The sequence below is a fragment of the Shewanella marinintestina genome, from assembly GCF_023283845.1.
Classification (GTDB): domain Bacteria; phylum Pseudomonadota; class Gammaproteobacteria; order Enterobacterales; family Shewanellaceae; genus Shewanella; species Shewanella marinintestina.
The window spans coordinates 83025-104223 of sequence record NZ_JAKILC010000002.1 but is presented as its reverse complement, the minus strand read 5'-3'; the positions used below and the strand labels follow the sequence as shown (position 1 = coordinate 104223).

Below are 21199 nucleotides of genomic sequence, written 5' to 3'. Positions count from 1 at the left end.
ACCGCGGTTATTTTAGCAATCTATGATAGAGTGATTAGATAAATTCTGTCATTGGTAATCTGTTTTATGAAACACCTACCTAGCCTAAAAAATCTGTTCTATCTGGTGAATTTACATCAAGAACAGAACTTCAACAGAGCAGCTAAAATCTGTCATGTAAGTCAGTCGACTCTTTCAAGCGGCATTCAAAACCTTGAAGAACAATTAGGTCACCAACTTATTGAACGAGACCACAAGTCATTTATCTTTACCGCTATTGGAGAAGAAGTGGTAATGCGTTCGCGTAAGTTGCTAACCGATGTCGATGATTTAGTCGAACTGGTTAAGCATCAAGGTGAGCCAATGACTGGTGAGATCCGTTTAGGTTGTATCCCTACTATTGCGCCATTTTTGTTAAGCAATGTAGTGCAGCACTGTAAACACACTTATCCTGATTTAACACTGTTCTTGAAAGAAGATACGACTGACCGTCTAATTGATGCGTTAGGGAAGGGCGAACTTGATCTGTTATTACTTGCGCTGCCAGTGGATACAAGTGGATTTCATAGTATGAAGGTAGGTATTGATCCGTTTAAAATGGTGGTTCATAGAGACCTAACTGATGAGATCCATGAGCCGATTGATTACCAAGACTTGCCAGATGAGAGTATTTTTTTACTTCAAGCTGAGCACTGTATTACCGGCCATGCGATTACTGCCTGCCAGTTAGGTGAAAGTGAAAAGATTAATCCCTTTGCTGCAACGAGTTTGCATACGCTAGTGCAGATGGTTAATTGTAAATTAGGAACCACTTTTTTACCACAAATGGCTATCGATGCAGGTATTTTGAATAATACTGATTTGACGACAATGGCACCGCCTGGCGAGACACCTTATCGAGATATTGGCTTAGTATGGAGACAAACGTCGAGTCGAATTTTGACCTTTAGAACATTAGGTCTTGAGATCCAAAAGTTATTGGAACAATCACTAGAACAGAATTAGTTGCTTGTTGATTAATCTTGCATGAGGCACAAAGCCGATAATGTTATCGGCTTTGTTACTTATTCTACAGAAGTGGCTTTAGGCGAAACACCAAACACTTCAATTGAGTGCTGCTTCCCCTTTAGTTTTATAGGGCCTAGGCTGTTTAGATTGTACTGAGAGTCGCTATATTCTAGGCGTGACTGCAAAGAGCCTGAGATCAACATACGTTGACCTAATGGGTTACACTGATCTTGCAGTCTAGCTAAGGTGTTTAGCACATCACTAAAGAAGCTAATCTCTTGCTTTTGTACACCAACAACGGCAGCGACAACTTGTCCACAATGAGCGGCTGCCTTAAATTTAGGTACAAATCCATACTGTTCTTCAAAATACTGTCTTTGCCAGCTAAGTTGCTGACTGAACTCATGATAAATATTGAAGCATCGATCTTCTTTAATACCATCTTTCAGCGGCCAATGAATTAACACTGCGTCGCCCATATATCGATAAATCTCAGCTTCATTATTGGTTACTGTATCGGCCAATAAGCTGAAGCTGTCTTGAATCAAACGGCTAAAACGGTAGTCACCTAAAGACTCTGCATGAGTAGTAGATGCGACCATATCAAGATAAAGGAATAAGCGCTGTTCATATCTTGGCTTATGATATTTACCTAAACCGATATTAAATAACACTCTAGGGCCAACAAGAAGCGCCATTTGCTCTATAAAGGCAAGGCCCACTCGGACTACAACTAGGTACACGATAAGTGCTTGGAATGACGGGCTATATAAAATGTGCGCGGTTAGCATTTGGCGCAAGGTCGTCATATGGTTCTCAATTGCCCACATATTTAGGTATTGAGTGATATAAGCTAATGTTGTGGCACCCAGTAGCAGGAATAATCCTTTAAAGACTACTGAAAAAACATAAGGTAAGCGATTAATTGCGCTAAAGTCAGCAATTAGGTTCGACATCCAATGCAGGCTGCCAAAAATAATCCCCATGTAAATTGAAAGCGTCGCTAAATCAGCGGAGCCAATAGCCCACTGTGGAAGTTCCGGAGTTTGCGCGTATCGAAAGAATACGAAAGCCGCCATGGCCGAAGTCCAAGCGAATATAGCAAAGGTCAATTTCTTTGCTTGTATACGTGCTTTCACTATTAAAGGGGTATCCAAATGCTACTTGTTTTTAGGAGGCGCTAGTTTATAGAAAATCCCCCTACTTTTACCAGTAGTATTTGTGATCTAAGTCAAATGAGTGTCTGTTTTGGTACAAAAATACCTCAAAGTAGCCTAGAAAGTATTTTTTGAGTAAATTGCGTCTTCAAATAGAAGCCTCTAGGGTTGGTTTGAGTCAGTTCTCCATCACGACCAATACTGTCTGTTAGTACCTGACTATTTGCAGCTTTTGGTCGTAGTTGCAAAACTTCCCCGTGACGAGCAGTGACTTTATCTAACTGTCCTATTGCAATAAATTCCATTATCTCTTCCCAGTCTTGCTTCAGTAACTGGCTTTCCTCAAATGATGGTTGCCACAAAATAGGCGAACCTATTTGTCGTTGTACAAGTGGGATATCGCGATCTCCTTGTACTGGTATCCACAGAACTTGTTGTAATTTATGGTAAACGACACTAGTTTCCCATGTTAGGCCTTGAATATCAGTTAGTGGTGCCACTGTTACATAGGTGGTTTCTAACGCTTTACCGCTGCGACTAATCGGTATGGTTTTAAGTTCAACACCTAAATGGACAAAATCTTGCTCAGGTTTTGAGCCTGCGAGCGCACCTAGCTCTAGTTCAATCAATTGACCTACCCAGCCTTTATGTCTCTTTAGATCCTTAGGCATTTCAATTTCATGATAATGAGCTAACTGACCTAAGGTTAGGCCTGCCATTGATTCTGCGCGTTGCATCAATTCGTCGATGCTATTTGGGGAGGTTAATGCTTTCTTCATAATGTGATTTTACCTCAGCAGCGGTACAAATTAAATGCGGGTAAAAAATGTACTACAAAAAAACAGCTGAGTGATAACCGTCTTCTACATCTCTAAGTTTATGAATTAAGTAATGATCTTTAACCATGACGGCATTAGCTTTTGTTGTTTTATTAAGTTACACCAGTTCTTTCCCTATTTTTCCAACATAGTTATCCACAGAATTATTGGATAACTATGGTTATATCTGCAGCTACTGCAATAAATGTGATCTGTCAATGCTATAAGACTGGGATTATTTGCTTTTTTTAAAGCAAAAATAGTTGCACTTGTGAATAACCCTATTTGGCTACGGGCCAACTTATCAGTTTTAAATGGGGTGGTTAAATTGTGAGCGTTTTTGTGGGGGTTAGTATATTGGTTATCTTTAATGTTTATTTATCCATTGTTTTATAAGGTTTTTAATTGTTTTTCTTGGCTAAGGTAAAATTAATAAACCAATGGGAAATATCTAAGTTATTAGACTTTAATTGAGTTTCCAACAGAGATATCCACAGTTTTTGTGGATATCATTGCTTATGCATTGTTGTTGCTGTTGATAAGGTTGGTGAAAAAGCTAACTTTATCCCATGATTTGTGGGTAACTGATATTTGCCGCCGGACACGCTTTGTGAAACAATCAAAAGATTAATAGTTAATAGTTCGGAGTCCATGTGATTGATAGTGACGGCTTTCGCGCAAATGTGGGCATCATTATCTGTAATCGCTTTGGGCAGGTTATGTGGGCAAGAAGATTTGGCCAACATTCCTGGCAATTTCCTCAAGGTGGCGTTGACGATGGAGAGTCAGCAGAAGAAGCCATGTATCGTGAGTTATACGAAGAAGTAGGATTAAAGCCAGAACATGTGCAAATTCTAACATCGACGCGATCATGGTTACGCTATAGGCTACCTAAGCGGTTAATCAGACAAGATAGTAAACCCGTGTGTATCGGGCAAAAACAGAAGTGGTTTTTGCTACAATTGAAAAGTGCCGAAAATGCCATTGACCTTAACGCTAGTGGTCATCCTGAATTTGATGATTGGCGATGGGTGAGTTATTGGTATCCAGTAAGACAAGTCGTTTCTTTTAAAAGGGACGTTTACCGAAAAGTCATGAAAGAGTTTGCATCGACCACTTTACCTTTACAGGTTAAAGAGTCGAATACTAAAAGACGAGGTATGCGTAGAAACTAATTAGAGAGGTTTGCGTTAGTGCTTAAAACACTGAGAGATATTACCCAAGCTGTCGCTCAAGCACATGATCTTGAATACGCGTTAGCGCAGCTGGTAACGCAAACCAAAAAAGCGATGAATACCGAGTGTTGCTCTATCTATATAATAGAGGAGCAACAACTTGTATTGTCTGCAACTGATGGCCTTGCGCTTGCGGCTGTTAATGCTGCTAGGCTTCCCATAACACAAGGCTTAGTTGGCCTTGTTGCTCAGCGTGAAGAAGCGATTAATCTCGCAGATGCGCCTTCTCATCCAAGATTTAAACTCCTTCCTGAAGTTGCCGAAGAAGCCTACAGTGCTTTTTTAGCCGTTCCTATTGTTTATCAAAAGACTGTAATTGGTGTGTTAGTTGTTCAACAAGTTAAGGCCCGCCAATTTAGTGAAGGCGAAGAAGCCTTCTTGATGACGTTGGCAGCGCAGCTTGCGGTCGCAATTAAAGGTTTAACCCATAGAGCGCAGTTAAGTGCAGGATTACAGCAGCGCTATTACACTGGAAGCCAAGCCTCAAAAGGTATTGCGATTGCCCAAGCTCTAGTGTTGGGAGGGCAAATATCATTTGAGCGTGATGAAATTATAGCGGCTTCAGTTACAGTAGAAGAAAAGCGTCTGAATGATGCCATGGGTCGTTGTAAGGACTTACTCATCAGTTTGTCTCAACGCTTTGATCGTGAGAAAGATGAAGAAGCTGCCTCCATTTTTAAAGCTTTATTATTGCTGCTTGAAAAAGCCAGTTTAGGCGGTGAGTACATAAAAGAAGTTCGCTCCGGTTGGAACGCTGAAACTGCTGTCTGTTTAGTGTCTAAGCGTTATATTGAACACTTTGACGCTATGACTGACTTGTATTTAAAAGAGCGCGCCAGTGATATTCGAGATCTTGGTCAGCGCGTTTTAAGGCAGTTGATAGAGCCTGATAAAATATTCTTAGAGCCTGAAACACCGGTTATTTTAATTGCTAAAGAGGCAAGTACTACTTTACTCGCAGAATTTCCCAGACAAAAGCTAGCGGGGATTGTTACCGAATTTGGCGGGGCTAACTCCCATGCTGCTATTTTGGCTAGAGCTATGGGTGTTCCTGCGATTATAGGCGTTGAAGGTATTCTTAACGCCAATATTGAAAAGTCTAAGCTGATTATTAATGCTAATCGTGGCCAAGTGATTATTGAGCCATCTGCGCTGGTGTTAGCTGAGTATCAAAGTTTGATTGCTGCGCAAGAAGAGCAGCAAAGGCAATATGCTCAAGAGTCATCACTAAAGACTATGACGCTTGATGGTAAACGGATCTACCTTTACATCAATAGTGGTTTATTGAGTAGCGTTGATTCTGAAACTGGCGCAGATTCTGATGGTATAGGCCTGTATAGAACAGAAATTTTGTTCATGCTTAAGCAGTGTTTTCCAGGGGAAATTGAGCAGCTTGAAATATACCGCAAAGTGTTAAAAGCTGCTGGGAGCAAGCCCGTGGTGATGCGAACATTAGACGTTGGCGGTGATAAACCTTTAGATTACTTCCCTATTATTGAAGATAACCCATTTCTTGGCTGGCGTGGGATCCGCCTTTCACTTGATCATCCAGAGCTATTTTTAATTCAATTACGTGCCATGCTTCAAGCGGCTATTGATACAGAGCAGTTACATATTCTGCTACCTATGGTAAGTAATCTAGAAGAGATAGATTTATCACTTATATACTTAGAGCAAGCTTGTCACGAGCTAACAGCTGAACTCGGTAAAATTATCACTATGCCTAAAGTAGGCATTATGCTTGAAGTACCAGTGCTGTTATATCAATTAGATGAAGTGGCGCAACGAGTTGACTTTGTTTCTGTTGGCTCTAATGATTTGACTCAATATTTGCTAGCAGTGGATCGTAATAATCCAAGCGTTAGCCCCTTATTTGATAGTTTTCATCCCGGTGTACTAAGAGCACTTAAATTTGCTGTTGAAAGTTGCAATCAGCACCAACTACCCATTAGTGTGTGCGGCGAGCTAGCTGGTGAACCTATTGGCGCAATTTTGCTTATTGCTATGGGCTATGAGCAGTTAAGTATGAACCAAGCAAGTTTAGCGCGAATTAACTACTTATTAAGACGTGTATCAAAGCAAGAACTAAGCCTATTACTAGCTCAAGCGCTGTGCCTTAATAGTGGCGATGAAGTAAGAGACTTAGTCACTCATTACTGCGAGCAACGCGGTTTATTAGCTGTCATCAGTTAAAACTGTCCATAGGCTTGTTATCGTATCGACAAATAATTTAAGCTTTAATCATAATAACAATCAAAGGTCGTACTTGTGGAAAGCTGGCTCTATATATTGTGTATTTGCCTCGTATTAGGGGCTGGCATCGGCTTTATGGCTGGTCTATTGGGGATTGGTGGTGGCTTGATTGCGGTTCCTGCGTTATTACATATTTTGCCTCAGGTCGGGATAGCAGCTGAAAAACTTCCTCATGTCGCCATAGCAACTTCATTGGCCGCCATTATTTTAACCTCACTTTCATCTGCACGAGCTCATCATAAAAGAGCTAATATTCCTTGGCCATTATTTAAGTCTATGCTGCCAGGGTTTGTTTTAGGTGCATTATGTTCTGGTTTTATTTCTGAAATGATTGCAGCTAAATCGCTACAGCAGATCTTTGCTGTGTTTGTTATTTTGATGGCATTGCAGATGGCGTTTCCGTTTAAGGCTGAGTCCAACAGGGCTATGCCAGCACCAATGAACTTATTCTTTGCCGCAACAGCAATTGCGATTATTGCAGCGCTGATGGGAATTGGCGGTGGCGTGTTATTAGTCCCTTTTTTAACTTGGTGCGGATTACAGATGCGCTTTGCGGTTGGATTCTCGGCCGCGACAGGACTTTTAATTGCCTTGTTTGGTAGCATTGGTTATACCTTAGCGGGCTGGGACGCTGCGGGCTTGCCTGAATGGACCTTAGGCTATATTTATTTACCAGCCTTGATTGGTATTGTTTCAACATCGATGTTGATGGCACCTGTTGGTGCCAAAGCCGCTACAAGTTTACCAACCGCAAAACTTAAAAAGATATTTGCTGTTTTCCTTACCCTTGTAGGTCTTAAACTTGTTTTTGCATAATGCTCTAGCGAATTAATTTCGGTAGTATGTCTTCGTTTTAGGCTGAGTTATTACTCAGTCGTTTTTTATATAGGTAAATAATCATGAAGCAGTATTTAGATCTTTGTCAGCGAATTATTGACGAAGGCACTTGGGTTGAAAATAGCCGCACAGGTAAACGTTGTCTTACCGTGATTAATGCTGACTTAGTTTACCATGTCGATAATAATGAATTCCCGCTAATTACCACGCGTAAGAGCTTTTATAAAGCTGCTATTGCTGAAATGTTAGGTTATATCCGTGGGTACGATAATGCTGCTGATTTTCGTGCTATAGGCTGTAATACATGGAACGCCAACGCTAATGACAACCAAGCCTGGCTTGATAATCCGCATCGTAAAGGTGCTGATGATATGGGACGGGTTTATGGTGTGCAGGGACGTGCATGGAGTAAGCCTGATGGGGGGAGTATCGATCAGTTACGTAAAATTGTTGATGATTTATCACAAGGGATTGACGATAGAGGCGAGATTTTAAGTTTTTACAACCCTGGCGAATTTCATATGGGCTGTTTAAGACCTTGTATGCATACTCACAACTTCTCGTTAGTTGGCGACACTTTACACCTTACAAGCTTCCAACGCTCTTGTGATGTACCGCTAGGACTTAACTTTAATCAAGTGCAGGTATTTACACTGTTGGCGTTAATGGCGCAAATTACGGGTTATAAAGCAGGTAAAGCTTATCATAAGATTGTAAACGCCCATATTTATGAAGACCAAGTAGAGTTGATGCAAACTGTGCAGCTAAAGCGTCAACCTTTTGCATCGCCAACCTTGGTAATAAATCCAGCAATTAAGTCTCTTGAAGATCTTGAAACTTGGGTTACTGTCGACGACTTTGAAGTGACCGGCTATGAACACCATGAAGCGATAAGTTATCCGTTCTCGGTGTGATTTTTGCCTATTCTTGCAATTAGAAAGCTCGCCTAACGGCGAGTTTTTGATTTAACATTTCACTAACCCCTATTTTTTTGAACCCCACCCTAAAAATCAAGCCCAAGTTAATTTTACCTGCTATAAAATCACTGTTACGTTAGTGGTTTAAGCTTGTTTTAATACTATTTTCAGCGTTTGCTAATTGATAATTTGAGTAAATGCTCGTTATTTTCGAGTCGTCAAAAGTTTGTTTTTTTAATTGTTACTTTGTGTAAATAATAGGCTTGTAATATAGATCACCGTTTTAGTTCCCAAAAAAGTGTGATCCTTAGCACTTTATTGTTAATGTGGATTTTTAAAGCGTGATTATTCTATTGAGGTTTGATATTTATTCATATTAGGATTAAATTCAATACTTCGGATATTCCGAGGTTTATGGCTGACGCAAACGATTATTCAGGTTAATCGTATTCAGCTACACTCGAAGTATTGAGATTTTATGGAGCGTATTAATGGAACGGGCAATTAGGAATTTTCTAAGCCAAGAATCGGCAGGTGGCATCTTATTGATGGCTTCTGTCGTGATAGCGATGATTTTTGCAAACTCACCTTTATCGGGTATGTACCACGGCTTTCTAGAAACAGAAATGCAAGTTAGGCTTGGTAGCCTTGATATCGACAAGACTTTGATTCACTGGATCAATGACGGGTTAATGGCTATCTTCTTCATGCTTATTGGCTTAGAAGTAAAAAGAGAATTGCTTGAAGGGGCTTTATCAAGCCGTGCACAGGCTTCGTTGCCTACGTTTGCGGCAATTGGTGGCATGGTTTTCCCTGCAGCCGTTTATCTAATATTTAACTATTCAGACCCTATTACCCAAGTGGGTTGGGCTATTCCAGCTGCAACCGATATTGCGTTTGCACTTGGTATTATGGCGTTACTAGGTAGCCGTGTACCTGTAGCACTAAAAGTGTTCTTGTTAGCGCTAGCAATTATTGATGATCTTGGCGTCGTTGTCATTATTGCACTCTTTTACAGTACTGATTTATCAACAATTAGCTTGATTGTTGCTGCTGTAGCAATTATGGGGTTGATCGGATTAAACCTCAAAGGTGTTACCGCACTTGGACCATATGGTGTTGTAGGTTTGATTTTGTGGATAGCCGTACTTAAGTCAGGCGTTCATGCGACATTAGCCGGTGTTATTATTGCGTTCTGTATTCCGCTGAGAGCAAAAGATGGCTCGTCTCCTTCAGAGAGTTTAGAGCACAGCCTACATCCTTGGAGCACGTTTATTATTTTACCGATATTTGCTTTTGCCAACGCTGGCGTTGACCTAAGTGGTATGAGTTTGAGTTCACTATTGTCTCCGGTACCTATCGGTATTGCTCTTGGATTACTGCTAGGTAAGCCACTTGGTATTATGTTGTTTAGCTTTATTGCAGTGAAACTAAAACTTGCTGTATTGCCAGAAGGTATGGGCTGGAGACATATTACCCCTGTAGCGGTGATGTGTGGTATTGGTTTCACAATGTCTATGTTCATTTCTTCTTTAGCCTTTACAGGCGACAGTCAAATGTACGGTGACTACGCAAGATTAGGGATTTTATTGGGATCACTAGCATCGGCACTAATTGGTTATTTCTGGTTGTCTAAGGTGCTACCTGAAAAAGGAGAGAAAGCATGAGAATCACGTTATTAGCATTAGTCGTTGGACTGGGTTTTAGCTCTGTAGCATCGGCAAATCAAATTGAAGTTTGTAATCAAGAGATTGATAGTGTCGTTTGTCAGAACTATCTTGAGGGCGTGGTTGACGGTGCTTTAATGTATAAAGCAGCAGCTGTTGGCCAGAGGTTAGAAAGTGACGGTTATGAGTCACGTGCACTGAAATATCGTGGTGGTAAGCGTTTTCAAGAGGCAAACCGTACTTTTTGCCAAGACAACCTGCCAGATAGGGATGCGTTGGTCGCAGGTTTAGCTGAGGCTTTTTCTGCTAAAGAAATTAAAACCACCGATGATTTAACGACAGCAATGACCGGATTATTAGACTGTCAACGTCTTAAGTAATCCTAAATGAAATAACGAGGCAACTATATTGGTTGCCTCTTTTTTTATCCAAACGGCCGTGTTTACCATGTCAAATTTAAACTACAACCATCTCTATTACTTCTGGATGATCCAAAAGAAAGGCACTGTTGCCAAAGCGGCTGAAGCGCTCTGTTTAACTCCACAAACAGTGACAGGGCAGATACGAGTGCTTGAAGCGAGTTTAAAAGGTAGCTTATTTAAGCGTGTGGGTCGCTCTCTTGAGCCAACAGAGCTTGGAGAGTTGGTATTTCGCTATGCTGATAAAATGTTTAGCTTAAGCTATGAAATGCTAGACTTACTGAATTATCAAAAAGATGAAAATATCCTATTTGAAGTGGGTATTGCAGCTGCTTTATCAAAAGCCTTGACTAGCAGGGTACTGCTATCAGTAGTACCTACTGACGGCTCTATGCATTTAGCCTGTTATGAGTCTACTCACGAAGATTTAATGACACGTTTACGCGAGCATAAATTAGATATGATTTTGTCTGATTGTGCTGGTGAAAGCTTGAAATACCCTGAAATTCTATCCAAACAGTTAGGTGAGTCGGGTGTTGCCTTTTTTTCAGCGGAGAAATACTCAAAACCATTTCCGCAATGTTTAGAGCAAGGTAAGCTGCTTATTCCTGGAAGGCGCAGCTCTCTGGGGCAACAGTTAGTGCGTTGGTTTGATGAAAAGGCATTGAATGTAAGCATTTTGGGCGAGTTTGATGACGCTGCAATGATGAAAACATTTGGATTCTTTAAGCAAGGCATCTTTGTAGCGCCTTCAATTTATAAGCAAGATATTCTAGCTCATGGTATGACGCTTCTAGGTGAGACCTCTGAAATAAAAGAGGTTTACCATGTTATGTTTGCCGAGCGAATGATCCAGCACCCTGCGGTAAAGCGCTTATTGGAAACCGATTTCAGTGAGTTGTTTGCAGGTAAAGATTTAACTGTTCAACAGTTTTAATACTTGATAAGCAAAGCCCCCCTAGCTTTAATTGATTAGCTGTCTTGACTCAGCGGCGGTGCGGAGTCAATATCGACACAAATACTTGCCAGCTGGTACACTAAAGCGAGTATAAAACCCTATAAAATTGGAGCGTTCACTTTGTCTGAATCAAGCCAAGAGCCGATGAAGTTACCTAGAGTTAAGTGGGCATGCCGTAGAGGTATGCTTGAACTAGATGTATTGTTTCAACCTTTTGTTGAAGAGCAATATGAAGGGATGTCTATAGAAGATAAAGCAACGTTTGTTAGTCTGCTAGAATGTGAAGACCCTGAGTTATTTGCATGGTTTATGGGGCATGAAGTTTGCTCAAATCCTGCATTCGCTGAAATGATCATCAGAGTTCGTGGACGCCCAGCAGCATAGTTTTGATGTGAGCTCTTCTCTCGGTCAATGCCTTTCATTGGCCGTTATTTCCCTTGTCTGTTTAAGTTCGTTTGTTTTCTGGCCCTATTCAGAAAGCCTAATTTATCTGTATTTTAAATATTTACTCCTCACAGTTTGCATGAGCTTTTTTACTTGGCAATTATGGCACTTACGAACATGGCGTTGCCGATTTGTGCTGAAAAGCGATGGACAGGGGAAGTTAGAGGGACAAACTGAGTTTATGGTTGTAGCAAGACCCGTTATCACGCCGTTTGCGGTGATGTTTGATATTAAGCTTGCAACGGAAACTCGGAGAATAGTGATTTGGGCGGATATGTTAGACGACATAAATTACCGACATTTATGTCGTCTATTACAGTTGGCTACTCAATAACAAGAATTGTAGCTAATTAGTCCGGTTGTAGAATGGTTGGCTTTGGTGACGCATCTTTATTGGGATGATCAATATTGTAGTGTAAGCCTCGGCTTTCTTTACGCTCCATTGCACAACGAATAATTAGCTCGGCAACTTGAACCAAATTACGCAGTTCAAGTAAGTTATTACTCACTCTAAAGTTGCTGTAATACTCTTGGATCTCTTGTTGTAGCATAGCGCAGCGGCGAAGGGCACGTTCAAGACGTTTATCTGAACGCACAATCCCTACGTAATCCCACATAAATAAGCGTAGCTCATGCCAGTTATGGGCAATAACAACTTCTTCGTCTGAGTTAGATACTTGGCTTTCATCCCAAGCTGGCAAAATGCCAGGCATAGGAATTTTGTTTAGCTGGCTTTCAATATCTTCTGCAGCAGCTCTGGCAAACACCAAACACTCAAGCAGCGAATTACTGGCTAAACGGTTAGCGCCATGAAGACCTGTATAAGCAACTTCACCAATAGCATATAAGCCATTGAGGTCAGTTTGACCATGTAAGTCTGTCATCACACCGCCGCAGGTATAATGAGCAGCAGGTACCACAGGGATTGGGTCAGTAGTGATATCAATACCTAACTCTAAACAACGTTTATGGATAGTTGGGAAATGCTTGATAATAAAGTCAGCTGGCTTATGCGTAATATCAAGATAGACACAGTCAGAGCCTAAACGCTTCATTTCATAATCTATTGCGCGGGCAACAATATCGCGCGGCGCAAGTTCAGCTCGCTCATCAAAGTCTGGCATAAAACGAGTACCATCAGGGCGACGCAAAAATGCGCCTTCACCTCTAAGTGCTTCGGTGAGCAAGAAGTTACGTGCATCTGCATGGTATAGACAAGTCGGGTGAAATTGATTGAATTCCATATTTGCTACGCGGCAACCTGAACGCCATGCCATCGCAATGCCGTCTCCAGATGCGATATCCGGGTTAGAGGTATACTGATAAACCTTGGAGCTACCGCCAGTCGCTAAAGCGACAAAGCGCGCCTTAACTGTTTCAACATGTTCAGCGTCTCTGTTCCATATATAAGCACCTTGAACTCGGTTACCCGGGCGATTTAATTTACGTGTAGTAATCAAATCGATGGCGTTGTATCTTTCAAGTACTTGAATATTAGGGTGGTTGCGAGCGCGGTCTTGCAAGGTGACTTGCACTTCTTTACCCGTTGCATCTGCGGCGTGCAAAATACGGCGATGACTATGGCCACCTTCACGGGTTAAGTGATAAGGCGCTTCAGCGGTACTACCTGCCGGTACTTCTTCTTTATCGAAGGCGACTCCGCAAGTGATTAACCATTGCATTGCTGCCTTGGCATTTTCAGCGGTAAATTTGACCACAGGCTCATCGCAAAGCCCTGCTCCAGCAACTAGAGTGTCGGCTACATGGGACTCAATGGTGTCCTCTTCATCAAAGACTGAGGCTATTCCGCCCTGGGCGTAATAGGTTGAGCCCTCGCTGAGAGGCCCTTTTGAAAGCAAAATAACTTTTGATTTTTCAGCAAGATGCAAAGCTAATGTGAGACCGGCGGCACCGCTGCCGATAACCAAAACATCAGATTGGTGTTCAACTACTTGTTTCATCAGGTATCATAGCGTTATCAGGAAGTCCGACTATGGTAAACCATGACGCTGAATATGGATACTTTCATTGGTCGCATATAAATAAATCAACGCCTGCAGAAAATAATTTAAGATCTTTGCGAAATTAATTAGAACTTTTTTGAAACGCGCTAGTCTACATAAGTGAATATGATTCGAGCGGCTGAGAAATCAGTATTAGATTTAGGAGTAGTCGGCTCGGATGAGTGGACAAATAAGTGATCAACAGTTAGTTGAGCGCGTACAGCGTGGAGACAAAAACGCTTTTAACCTTTTGGTACAAAAGTACCAAAATAAGGTTGCCAACCTGATATCTCGTTATGTACGAAATCAGGCTGATGTTGCTGATGTTTCGCAAGAAGCTTTTATTAAAGCTTATCGAGCATTACCCAACTTTCGCGGCGAGAGTGCGTTTTATACTTGGTTGTACCGTATCGCAGTCAACACTGCGAAGAACCATCTGGTTGCACAGGGCCGACGTGCCCCTGCGAATGATGTCGATGCTGAAGAAGCTGAATACTATGATGGCAGTGATGCGTTAAAAGAGTTTGCCTCACCTGAGCGACTCGTGCTGTCAGAAGAGATTCAACAGGTGGTTTTTGACACCTTAGACACATTGCCAGAAGAATTAAAGATGGCTATCTCACTGCGAGAACTCGATGGTATGAGTTACGAAGAGATTGCCAATGTCATGGATTGCCCAGTGGGAACCGTAAGGTCACGGATCTTTAGAGCCCGAGAAGCAATCGATAAAAAGCTTAAGCCGTTGCTAGAACGTTAGCATCTTAAATAAAGATAGGTGAATAATGGATAAGTTAGGTCAGGAATGGGTATCTGCTGCCGTTGATGGTGAAATTGACGAGCACACGTTAGCTGAATTAGCGGCTGACGCAGATTCACATGAGCAGTGGCGTGATTATCATATGATTGGTGATGCGATGCGCGGTGAGCTTCCAAAGACTATGTCTTTAGATCTTAGTGCAAGCATTATGGCGGCTATTGAAGATGAGCCTGCGATTGTAGCGCCTCAACCAGTAGTAACTAAAGAGCCTAAAGTCGCTGAGACAAAGGTTGCATCTGCGGGCAAGATTATTCCGTTATTTAAGCAATTTGGTCAATATGCTATTGCTGCATCCGTCGCTTTGGTTGCTGTCGTTGGTGTGCAAAATTATAATCAAGAAACTTTGGTTGAAAGCTCTCCACTGCCGGTGCTGAATACACGCCCATTAATTGGTAGCGCGTCTCCTGTAAGTTTACAAACAGGTGCAGTACAACAGAACCAAAGTTACACTAATGATCAGGTTGCTGACCAGCGTCGCCGTATTAATGCCTATATTCAAGATCATATGTTGCAACAAAGATTGAATAATGGAGTGAATATCGACGACAATAGCGAGGTCGATACTACACCCGTTGCTCAATAATGAGGAGTTAGCTTGCGTCTAATCCTATTGGCTATCATAGCCATGAGTTTTCCCGCTATGGCGCGGGAAGACATGCCCGCCAAAGCTTGGCTAGAAAATATGAGCCAAGCCCTGCGAGAACAAGAATTTAAAATTTCCCTTATTCAACTTCAAGCCGATCATATCCGCCCTTTGGTTTATATCCATGGTAAAGTGAATGATGAGGAAGTTGCCTTTTTAGAACACCTCAATGGACCGCCAAAGAATGCTGTAAGAGTTGGAAATACTGTAACTTTTATCGAGCATGACCAGCCGGCTTACAGTGTGCATGCAAATCGAATCCAAGGCGTTATTCCTGGAGCATTTGCTGATGACGTATCTAAATTAGAAGACGGTTATCAATTTGTATTGGGCGGTCGCAGCCGTATTGCAGGTCGTCCGGGGCAGTTAGTTCGTATTATTCCAATTGACAATAATCGTTATGGTTATCAAGTTTGGTTGGACATGGATACCTACTTGCCACTGCGTTTTGATATGGTAAGCGGTGATAAACAGCTTTTGGAGCAACTTTTAGTTGTAGAATTGCTTGTGCTTGATGAAGTACCAGCAATCTTAAAAGAGGCTTATAAGCAAGAATGGCCAGCAGTAATGTCACAATCTGATCGTGATGGTGGTGAAAATTGGCAGTTTAGTTGGTTACCCGCAGGTTTTAAGGTGTTGATTAAAGATCAGCATCGTTTAATTGGCAGTAAAGAAGCTGTTGAGTACATTGCCATCAGCGACGGTCTTGCCAGTATTTCTGTTTATGTCGCTAAAGCGGGTGATAAACCATTACCTGACGAATTAGTGACCCGTAATGGCTTGTCACTTGCGACTGAGCGAGTTGGCAATGCTGAGGTGGTCGCTGTAGGAAAGGTGCCTGCAGAGACGCTGAGTCGTATTGCCAAGAGCATCATGCTGCAGTGATGAAGGTTTTCTCATGATGGAAGAAATTGCTAGAGTTGTCGCGAATGGCAACTCTGGTTGGGTGGTCGTTGAAGTTGAACTCAAAAGTGCTTGCAATCACTGCGACAGTGGGGATTCGTGTGGCACTTCTGCTGTATCTAAAGCTTTCTCACCCAAGGTACAACGCTTTTCACTTCAAACTGAACAAGTATTTGTAAAAGGTGAGCGTTTAAAATTGGGGTTGCCCGAAAGTGTTATCTTAAAAGCAGCTGCATTAGTGTATATGATGCCTCTTAGTGGTCTTTTTATCGGGGCTTTTATTGGTAATCAATTAGCGGTATTGGCAGGAACGCATCCAGATTTATTCTCAATTATTGCAGCTCTCATTGGTGCTCTGGGCTTTTGGAACATAGGAAAGAGAGCTGCTAAGAAGTTAGAATCAGATGCACAACCTGTGATAATCAAGTCTTTAGGTAAACCGATTGAGATAGCCTCATAGTGGCAGCATTCGTGCTGCCGTTATCTTTTCCGCAGTAATTGCACTATATAAATTGGTATTAAAGCTGCAATCGGGTACAATTCTGCACTTTAAAATTTTTATCAACTTCGAGTTAAGTCATCCCAGCATAATGAAGCATATTAGAAACTTTTCAATTATTGCCCATATTGACCACGGCAAATCAACACTATCAGATCGCCTTATTCAAGAATGCGGTGGCTTAACCGATCGTGAAATGGCTGCGCAAGTTCTTGACTCAATGGATATTGAGCGTGAACGCGGTATTACGATTAAAGCGCAAAGCGTGACCTTAGACTACAAGGCTAATGATGGTGAAACTTACCAGTTAAACTTCATTGATACGCCCGGTCACGTTGACTTCTCTTATGAAGTATCGCGCTCATTAGCGGCGTGTGAAGGTGCTTTATTAGTCGTTGATGCGGGTCAAGGCGTTGAAGCGCAAACTCTAGCAAACTGTTATACCGCATTAGAAATGGATATGGACGTTGTCCCTGTTCTAAATAAAATCGATTTACCACAGGCCGATCCAGATCGCGTGGCTGAAGAGATTGAAGATATCGTTGGTATTGAAGCAACTGATGCTGTGCGTTGCTCTGCTAAGACCGGTATCGGTATTAAAGATGTACTCGAAGTTATCGTTGCTGATATTCCGCCACCAGAAGGTGATAAAGAAGGGCCTCTGCAGGCACTGATTATCGACTCTTGGTTCGATAGCTATTTAGGCGTTGTTTCTTTGGTACGTATTAAAAATGGCGTACTGAAAAAAGGCGACAAGTTTAAGGTGATGTCTACCGGACAAAACTATAACGCAGATCGTGTGGGTATTTTCACGCCTAAGCAAACCGATACTACCGAACTTAAAACCGGTGAAGTAGGTTTTGTTATTGCGGGTATTAAAGAGATCCACGGCGCGCCAGTTGGTGATACCTTAACCCATTCTAAGCACGGTGCTGAAAAGCCACTAGGCGGCTTTAAAAAGGTTAAACCACAGGTTTATGCGGGATTATTCCCTATTTCTACCGATGATTACGAAAACTTCCGAGAAGCACTAAACAAGCTAAGCTTGAACGATGCGTCATTGTTCTTCGAGCCAGAAACGTCTTCTGCACTGGGTTTTGGTTTCCGTATCGGCTTCTTGGGTCTACTCCACATGGAGATCATCCAAGAGCGTCTAGAGCGTGAATACAACCTAGAGCTAATTACTACAGCGCCGACCGTAGTTTATGAAATCGTTCAGACTAATGGTGAGATTATCTACGTTGATAACCCATCAGATCTGCCTGCAGTTAATAACATTGCCGAGATGCGTGAGCCAATCGTAGAAACCAATATTTTGGTTCCAAAAGAATACTTAGGTAACGTTATTACTCTATGTATTGAAAAACGTGGCGTACAAACAAACTTGGTCTACCACGGTAATCAAGTTGCATTGACTTACGAATTGCCAATGGCTGAAGTGGTTATGGACTTCTTCGACCGTCTAAAATCAACCAGTCGTGGTTATGCATCGCTTGAGTATAACTTCATCCGCTTTGAGCCAGCAGACATGGTACGTCTAGACATCTTGATTAATGGCGATAGAGTTGATGCATTAGCTATGATTATTCATAAAGGTTTGATCCGTACTAAGGGTCTAGCACTTGTGAATAAGATGAAGGAGCTTATTCCTCGTCAAATGTTCGATATTGCTGTTCAAGCTGCAGTGGGTAGCCAGATTATTGCCCGCTCATCGATTAAAGCAATGCGTAAAGACGTAACTGCTAAATGTTATGGCGGCGACGTATCGCGTAAGAAGAAGCTACTGAACAAGCAGAAAGAAGGTAAAAAGCGTATGAAGCAAGTCGGTAACGTTGAAGTGCCACAAGAGGCATTCTTAGCGGTACTGAAGCTTAACGATTAAGCAAACTCGTTAAGAATTGTTAATATATCGCTAGACTGAGCGCCGCAATTTGCGGCGCTTTCATTACTGGCGTATAACCTTAAAGACAATGGCATTTTCGCTATGCCCCGACTATGTTTGGCAGGAGTTAATTAATAATGGCAGCCCATTTTTCTCTAATATTAGTATTGGTGACCTTAGGTAGTGGCTTAATTTGGATGGCTGATGCACTATTTTTTGCACCTAAGCGCCGTGAGAAGCTGGCAATAGCACAAGCTGCGCAGGCAGATTTGAGCGAAGAAAGTGTAGATAACATCATGCGCGAATCTGCAGTTGTTGAAACATCAAAGTCTATCTTTCCTGTTATCGCATTCGTGTTGATTTTACGCTCTTTTATTTATGAGCCATTCCAAATTCCATCAGGCTCAATGATGCCAACACTATTGGTTGGTGACTTCATCTTGGTTGAAAAGTTTAGCTACGGAATAAAAGATCCTGTTTGGCGTTCAACCTTGGTTGAAACTGGCAAGCCTGAGCGTGGTGATGTGGCGGTATTTAAATATCCAATGAATCCGCAGATTGACTATATTAAACGTATTATTGGTTTACCGGGCGACCGCATTGTTTACCGCAATAAAGACCTATATATCCAACCAGCTTGCGCAGAAGGACAAAGTCCTTGTCCGGAGCTTAAGCAGGTTGATAGAGCAGAAGTTAATCGCGGTGAATTCTCTCAAAGTGGCATGCCTCTAATTCGTTATAAAGAGCAGTTAGGTGATATTAGTCACGATATTTTGGTGAACCCTGCAATTCCTGACAGAATTAACCATTTCTTCCGCCAAGAAAACGTACCATTGACGGAGTTCATCGTGCCAGAAGGGCAGTACTTTGCCATGGGCGACAATCGTGACAATAGTACTGACAGCCGTTTTTGGGGCTTTGTTCCCGAAGAGAATTTAGTGGGAAAGGCCGTAGCAATTTGGATTAGCTTTGAATTTGATAGAACGCCTTCAGACTTTTTACCGACTTGGATCCCAACAGGTGTTCGTTTTAACCGTGTAGGCGGAATAGTTTAATATGGAACCAATTAAGAACATTCCACGTTTGTGCCGAACGTTAGGGTATGAATTTAGTGAACAAGGCTATTTAGACCAAGCGTTAACTCATCGTAGCGCGTCTAATAAGCATAATGAAAGATTAGAGTTTCTTGGAGACTCTATTTTATCTATCGTGATTTCTGATGCGCTATACCATCAGTTTCCTGCGGCGACAGAGGGTGACCTTAGCCGTATGAGAGCCACCCTAGTTTGTGGAAAAATGCTCGCTGAAATAGCTATTGAGTTTAAGTTAGGTGATTACCTAAAGCTTGGTCCAGGCGAGCTGAAAAGCGGTGGCTTTAGACGAGAGTCTATTTTAGCCGATGCTGTAGAAGCGATTATTGGCGCTATCTATCTCGATTCTAATATCGAAAAGTGCCGTGGACTTGTGCTTAGTTGGTATGAATCACGTTTAAAAGTGATTGAACCAATTAACCAAAAAGATCCGAAAACTTTACTGCAAGAACATTTGCAGAAGTTTAGAAAACCGCTGCCTATTTATAAAGTGGTTCATACTGAAGGTGATGCTCACGAGCAGACTTTCACCGTTGAATGTATTGTTGAAGACTTGAGCCAAGCCGTTGTTGGAGTAGCCAGTTCACGTAGAAAAGCGGAACAAAGTGCTGCAGCTCAAGTGTTGGAGTTAATTAAGAAATGAGTGACAACAAAGATTTACCTGAAAGCCACGAGCCAAGTTTAGACGAACTATTGGCAAACATGAACAACCCGTCATCAGCGGTTAAATACGCTGTGACCTATTGTGGCATGGTTGCTATTGTTGGTCGTCCAAACGTCGGTAAATCAACATTATTGAATAAGCTCTTAGGGCAAAAGATCAGTATTACCTCTAAGAAGCCGCAAACAACGCGTCACCGTATTATGGGGATCCATACTGACGGTCCACGTCAGGTGGTGTTTATTGACACCCCCGGTTTGCATATCGAAGAAAAACGCGCCATTAACCGTTTAATGAACCGTGCTGCAGCGAGCTCGCTAGCTGAAGTGGCGCTAGTGGTATTTGTTGTTGATGGTATGAACTGGACGCCAGATGACGAAATGGTATTGCGTAAATTGCAAAGCCGTGACGATGGTCGTAAGACAATTCTAGCGATTAACAAAGTCGATAATATCAAAGATAAAGAAGCGTTATTCCCGCATCTTGAAGAGTTATCGAAGAAGTTTCCGTTCGATGAGATTTTACCTATCTCTGCAACCCAAGGCACTAACGTACAGCGTATTTTAGATATGTCAGTTGCTTCAGTGCCAGAGTCACCACATTACTTCCCTGAAGATTATGTGACTGACCGTTCACAAAAGTTTATGGCATCTGAAATCGTACGTGAAAAGCTAATGCGCTTTTTAGGTGACGAATTACCATACGATTGTACGGTAGAGATCGAACAGTTTAAGATGATGGAAAATGGTGTTTACCAGATCAACGCTTTAGTGCTGGTTGAGCGTGAAACGCAAAAGCGTATGGTGATTGGTAATAAAGGCGAACGCATCAAAAAGATCAGTTCTGCCGCGCGTGTAGATATGGAAACGTTGTTTGATAACAAGGTTTTCTTGGAAATGTGGGTTAAGGTTAAATCTGGTTGGGCTGATGACGAACGTGCACTGCGCAGCTTAGGTTATGGCGACGAATAGTCCTTATTGACTTAACCGCGAATGATGCCTCTTTTTA

The 21199-nt window shown here is 42.0% G+C and carries 21 protein-coding genes; 18 read left to right on the top strand and 3 right to left on the bottom strand.

The annotated features are described in order from the left end of the window. The first annotated feature begins 66 nt into the window (after positions 1 to 66). Positions 67 to 984 carry a hydrogen peroxide-inducible genes transcriptional activator OxyR gene (gene oxyR / locus L2747_RS02800; protein ID WP_248997585.1) on the top strand — a complete coding sequence of 306 codons (918 nt, stop codon included), beginning with the start codon at positions 67 to 69 and terminating at the stop codon, positions 982 to 984. A 59-nt stretch (positions 985 to 1043) separates the two neighbouring features. On the opposite strand, the gene L2747_RS02795 is transcribed toward oxyR, so the two are convergent. Both L2747_RS02795 and mutH read right to left on the bottom strand, forming a co-directional pair. After that, positions 1044 to 2126 (bottom strand): adenylate/guanylate cyclase domain-containing protein, encoded by a 1083-nt coding sequence (locus L2747_RS02795; protein WP_248997584.1) that lies wholly within the window; start codon positions 2124 to 2126, stop codon positions 1044 to 1046. 125 nt (positions 2127 to 2251) lie between these two features. Beyond that, on the bottom strand, positions 2252 to 2923 hold the full coding sequence (gene mutH, locus L2747_RS02790; protein WP_248997583.1) for a DNA mismatch repair endonuclease MutH: 672 nt from the start codon (positions 2921 to 2923) through the stop codon (positions 2252 to 2254). A 692-nt stretch (positions 2924 to 3615) separates the two neighbouring features. On the opposite strand from mutH, the gene rppH reads away from it, so the two are divergent. The 9 genes from rppH to L2747_RS02745 all read left to right on the top strand — a co-directional run bounded on the left by rppH (position 3616) and on the right by L2747_RS02745 (position 12026). After that, positions 3616 to 4137, top strand: coding sequence for an RNA pyrophosphohydrolase (rppH, locus tag L2747_RS02785; RefSeq protein ID WP_248997582.1), 522 nt, complete (start codon positions 3616 to 3618; stop codon positions 4135 to 4137). Positions 4138 to 4155: 18 nt separating this feature from the next. Beyond that, positions 4156 to 6390 (top strand): phosphoenolpyruvate--protein phosphotransferase, encoded by a 2235-nt coding sequence (gene ptsP, locus L2747_RS02780; protein ID WP_248997581.1) that lies wholly within the window; start codon positions 4156 to 4158, stop codon positions 6388 to 6390. A gap of 75 nt (positions 6391 to 6465) precedes the next feature. Further along, on the top strand, positions 6466 to 7266 hold the full coding sequence (locus L2747_RS02775) for a sulfite exporter TauE/SafE family protein (RefSeq protein WP_248997580.1): 801 nt from the start codon (positions 6466 to 6468) through the stop codon (positions 7264 to 7266). An 83-nt stretch (positions 7267 to 7349) separates the two neighbouring features. Beyond that, positions 7350 to 8201: a thymidylate synthase gene (locus L2747_RS02770; protein WP_248997579.1), complete on the top strand. Its 852-nt coding sequence runs from the start codon at positions 7350 to 7352 to the stop codon at positions 8199 to 8201. A gap of 494 nt (positions 8202 to 8695) precedes the next feature. Continuing rightward, positions 8696 to 9871 carry a Na+/H+ antiporter NhaA gene (gene nhaA, locus L2747_RS02765; protein WP_248997578.1) on the top strand — a complete coding sequence of 392 codons (1176 nt, stop codon included), beginning with the start codon at positions 8696 to 8698 and terminating at the stop codon, positions 9869 to 9871. Then, entirely contained in the window at positions 9868 to 10251 is a 384-nt protein-coding gene (locus L2747_RS02760) for a hypothetical protein (protein WP_248997577.1), read from the top strand. The genes nhaA and L2747_RS02760 overlap by 4 nt, the downstream gene beginning before the upstream one ends. Before the next feature lie 67 nt (positions 10252 to 10318). Further along, the gene (gene nhaR, locus L2747_RS02755) at positions 10319 to 11227 is read left to right on the top strand and encodes a transcriptional activator NhaR (protein ID WP_248997576.1); all 909 of its coding nucleotides are present in this window, start codon (positions 10319 to 10321) and stop codon (positions 11225 to 11227) included. A gap of 165 nt (positions 11228 to 11392) precedes the next feature. Continuing rightward, complete coding sequence (locus L2747_RS02750) at positions 11393 to 11632, top strand: FAD assembly factor SdhE (RefSeq protein ID WP_248997786.1); 240 nt, start codon at positions 11393 to 11395, stop codon at positions 11630 to 11632. Next, positions 11613 to 12026 carry a protein YgfX gene (locus L2747_RS02745; RefSeq protein WP_346347772.1) on the top strand — a complete coding sequence of 138 codons (414 nt, stop codon included), beginning with the start codon at positions 11613 to 11615 and terminating at the stop codon, positions 12024 to 12026. Before L2747_RS02750 ends, L2747_RS02745 begins: the two co-directional genes overlap by 20 nt. 16 nt (positions 12027 to 12042) lie before the next feature. On the opposite strand, the gene nadB is transcribed toward L2747_RS02745, so the two are convergent. Beyond that, positions 12043 to 13653 carry an L-aspartate oxidase gene (gene nadB, locus L2747_RS02740; RefSeq protein ID WP_248997574.1) on the bottom strand — a complete coding sequence of 537 codons (1611 nt, stop codon included), beginning with the start codon at positions 13651 to 13653 and terminating at the stop codon, positions 12043 to 12045. Between the two features lie 220 nt (positions 13654 to 13873). Here nadB and rpoE point away from each other — a divergent pair, with 220 nt between their 5' ends. The 8 genes from rpoE to era all read left to right on the top strand — a co-directional run bounded on the left by rpoE (position 13874) and on the right by era (position 21162). Continuing rightward, positions 13874 to 14452, top strand: a complete 579-nt coding sequence (rpoE, locus tag L2747_RS02735; protein ID WP_248997573.1) for an RNA polymerase sigma factor RpoE — start codon at positions 13874 to 13876, stop codon at positions 14450 to 14452. A gap of 25 nt (positions 14453 to 14477) precedes the next feature. Then, positions 14478 to 15095, top strand: a complete 618-nt coding sequence (locus L2747_RS02730) for a sigma-E factor negative regulatory protein (RefSeq protein ID WP_248997572.1) — start codon at positions 14478 to 14480, stop codon at positions 15093 to 15095. Positions 15096 to 15107: 12 nt separating this feature from the next. After that, a complete protein-coding gene (locus L2747_RS02725) occupies positions 15108 to 16040 on the top strand; it encodes a MucB/RseB C-terminal domain-containing protein (RefSeq protein ID WP_248997571.1) in 933 nt (310 codons plus the stop codon). Positions 16041 to 16053: 13 nt separating this feature from the next. Continuing rightward, positions 16054 to 16518, top strand: coding sequence for a SoxR reducing system RseC family protein (locus tag L2747_RS02720; RefSeq protein ID WP_248997570.1), 465 nt, complete (start codon positions 16054 to 16056; stop codon positions 16516 to 16518). 130 nt (positions 16519 to 16648) lie between these two features. Beyond that, positions 16649 to 18439 (top strand): translation elongation factor 4, encoded by a 1791-nt coding sequence (gene lepA / locus L2747_RS02715; RefSeq protein ID WP_248997569.1) that lies wholly within the window; start codon positions 16649 to 16651, stop codon positions 18437 to 18439. 137 nt (positions 18440 to 18576) lie between these two features. After that, the gene (gene lepB / locus L2747_RS02710) at positions 18577 to 19494 is read left to right on the top strand and encodes a signal peptidase I (protein ID WP_248997568.1); all 918 of its coding nucleotides are present in this window, start codon (positions 18577 to 18579) and stop codon (positions 19492 to 19494) included. 1 nt (position 19495) lies between these two features. Further along, on the top strand, positions 19496 to 20173 hold the full coding sequence (gene rnc / locus L2747_RS02705) for a ribonuclease III (RefSeq protein ID WP_248997567.1): 678 nt from the start codon (positions 19496 to 19498) through the stop codon (positions 20171 to 20173). Continuing rightward, a complete protein-coding gene (gene era, locus L2747_RS02700; protein WP_248997566.1) occupies positions 20170 to 21162 on the top strand; it encodes a GTPase Era in 993 nt (330 codons plus the stop codon). The genes rnc and era overlap by 4 nt, the downstream gene beginning before the upstream one ends. The last annotated feature ends 37 nt before the right edge of the window (positions 21163 to 21199 follow it).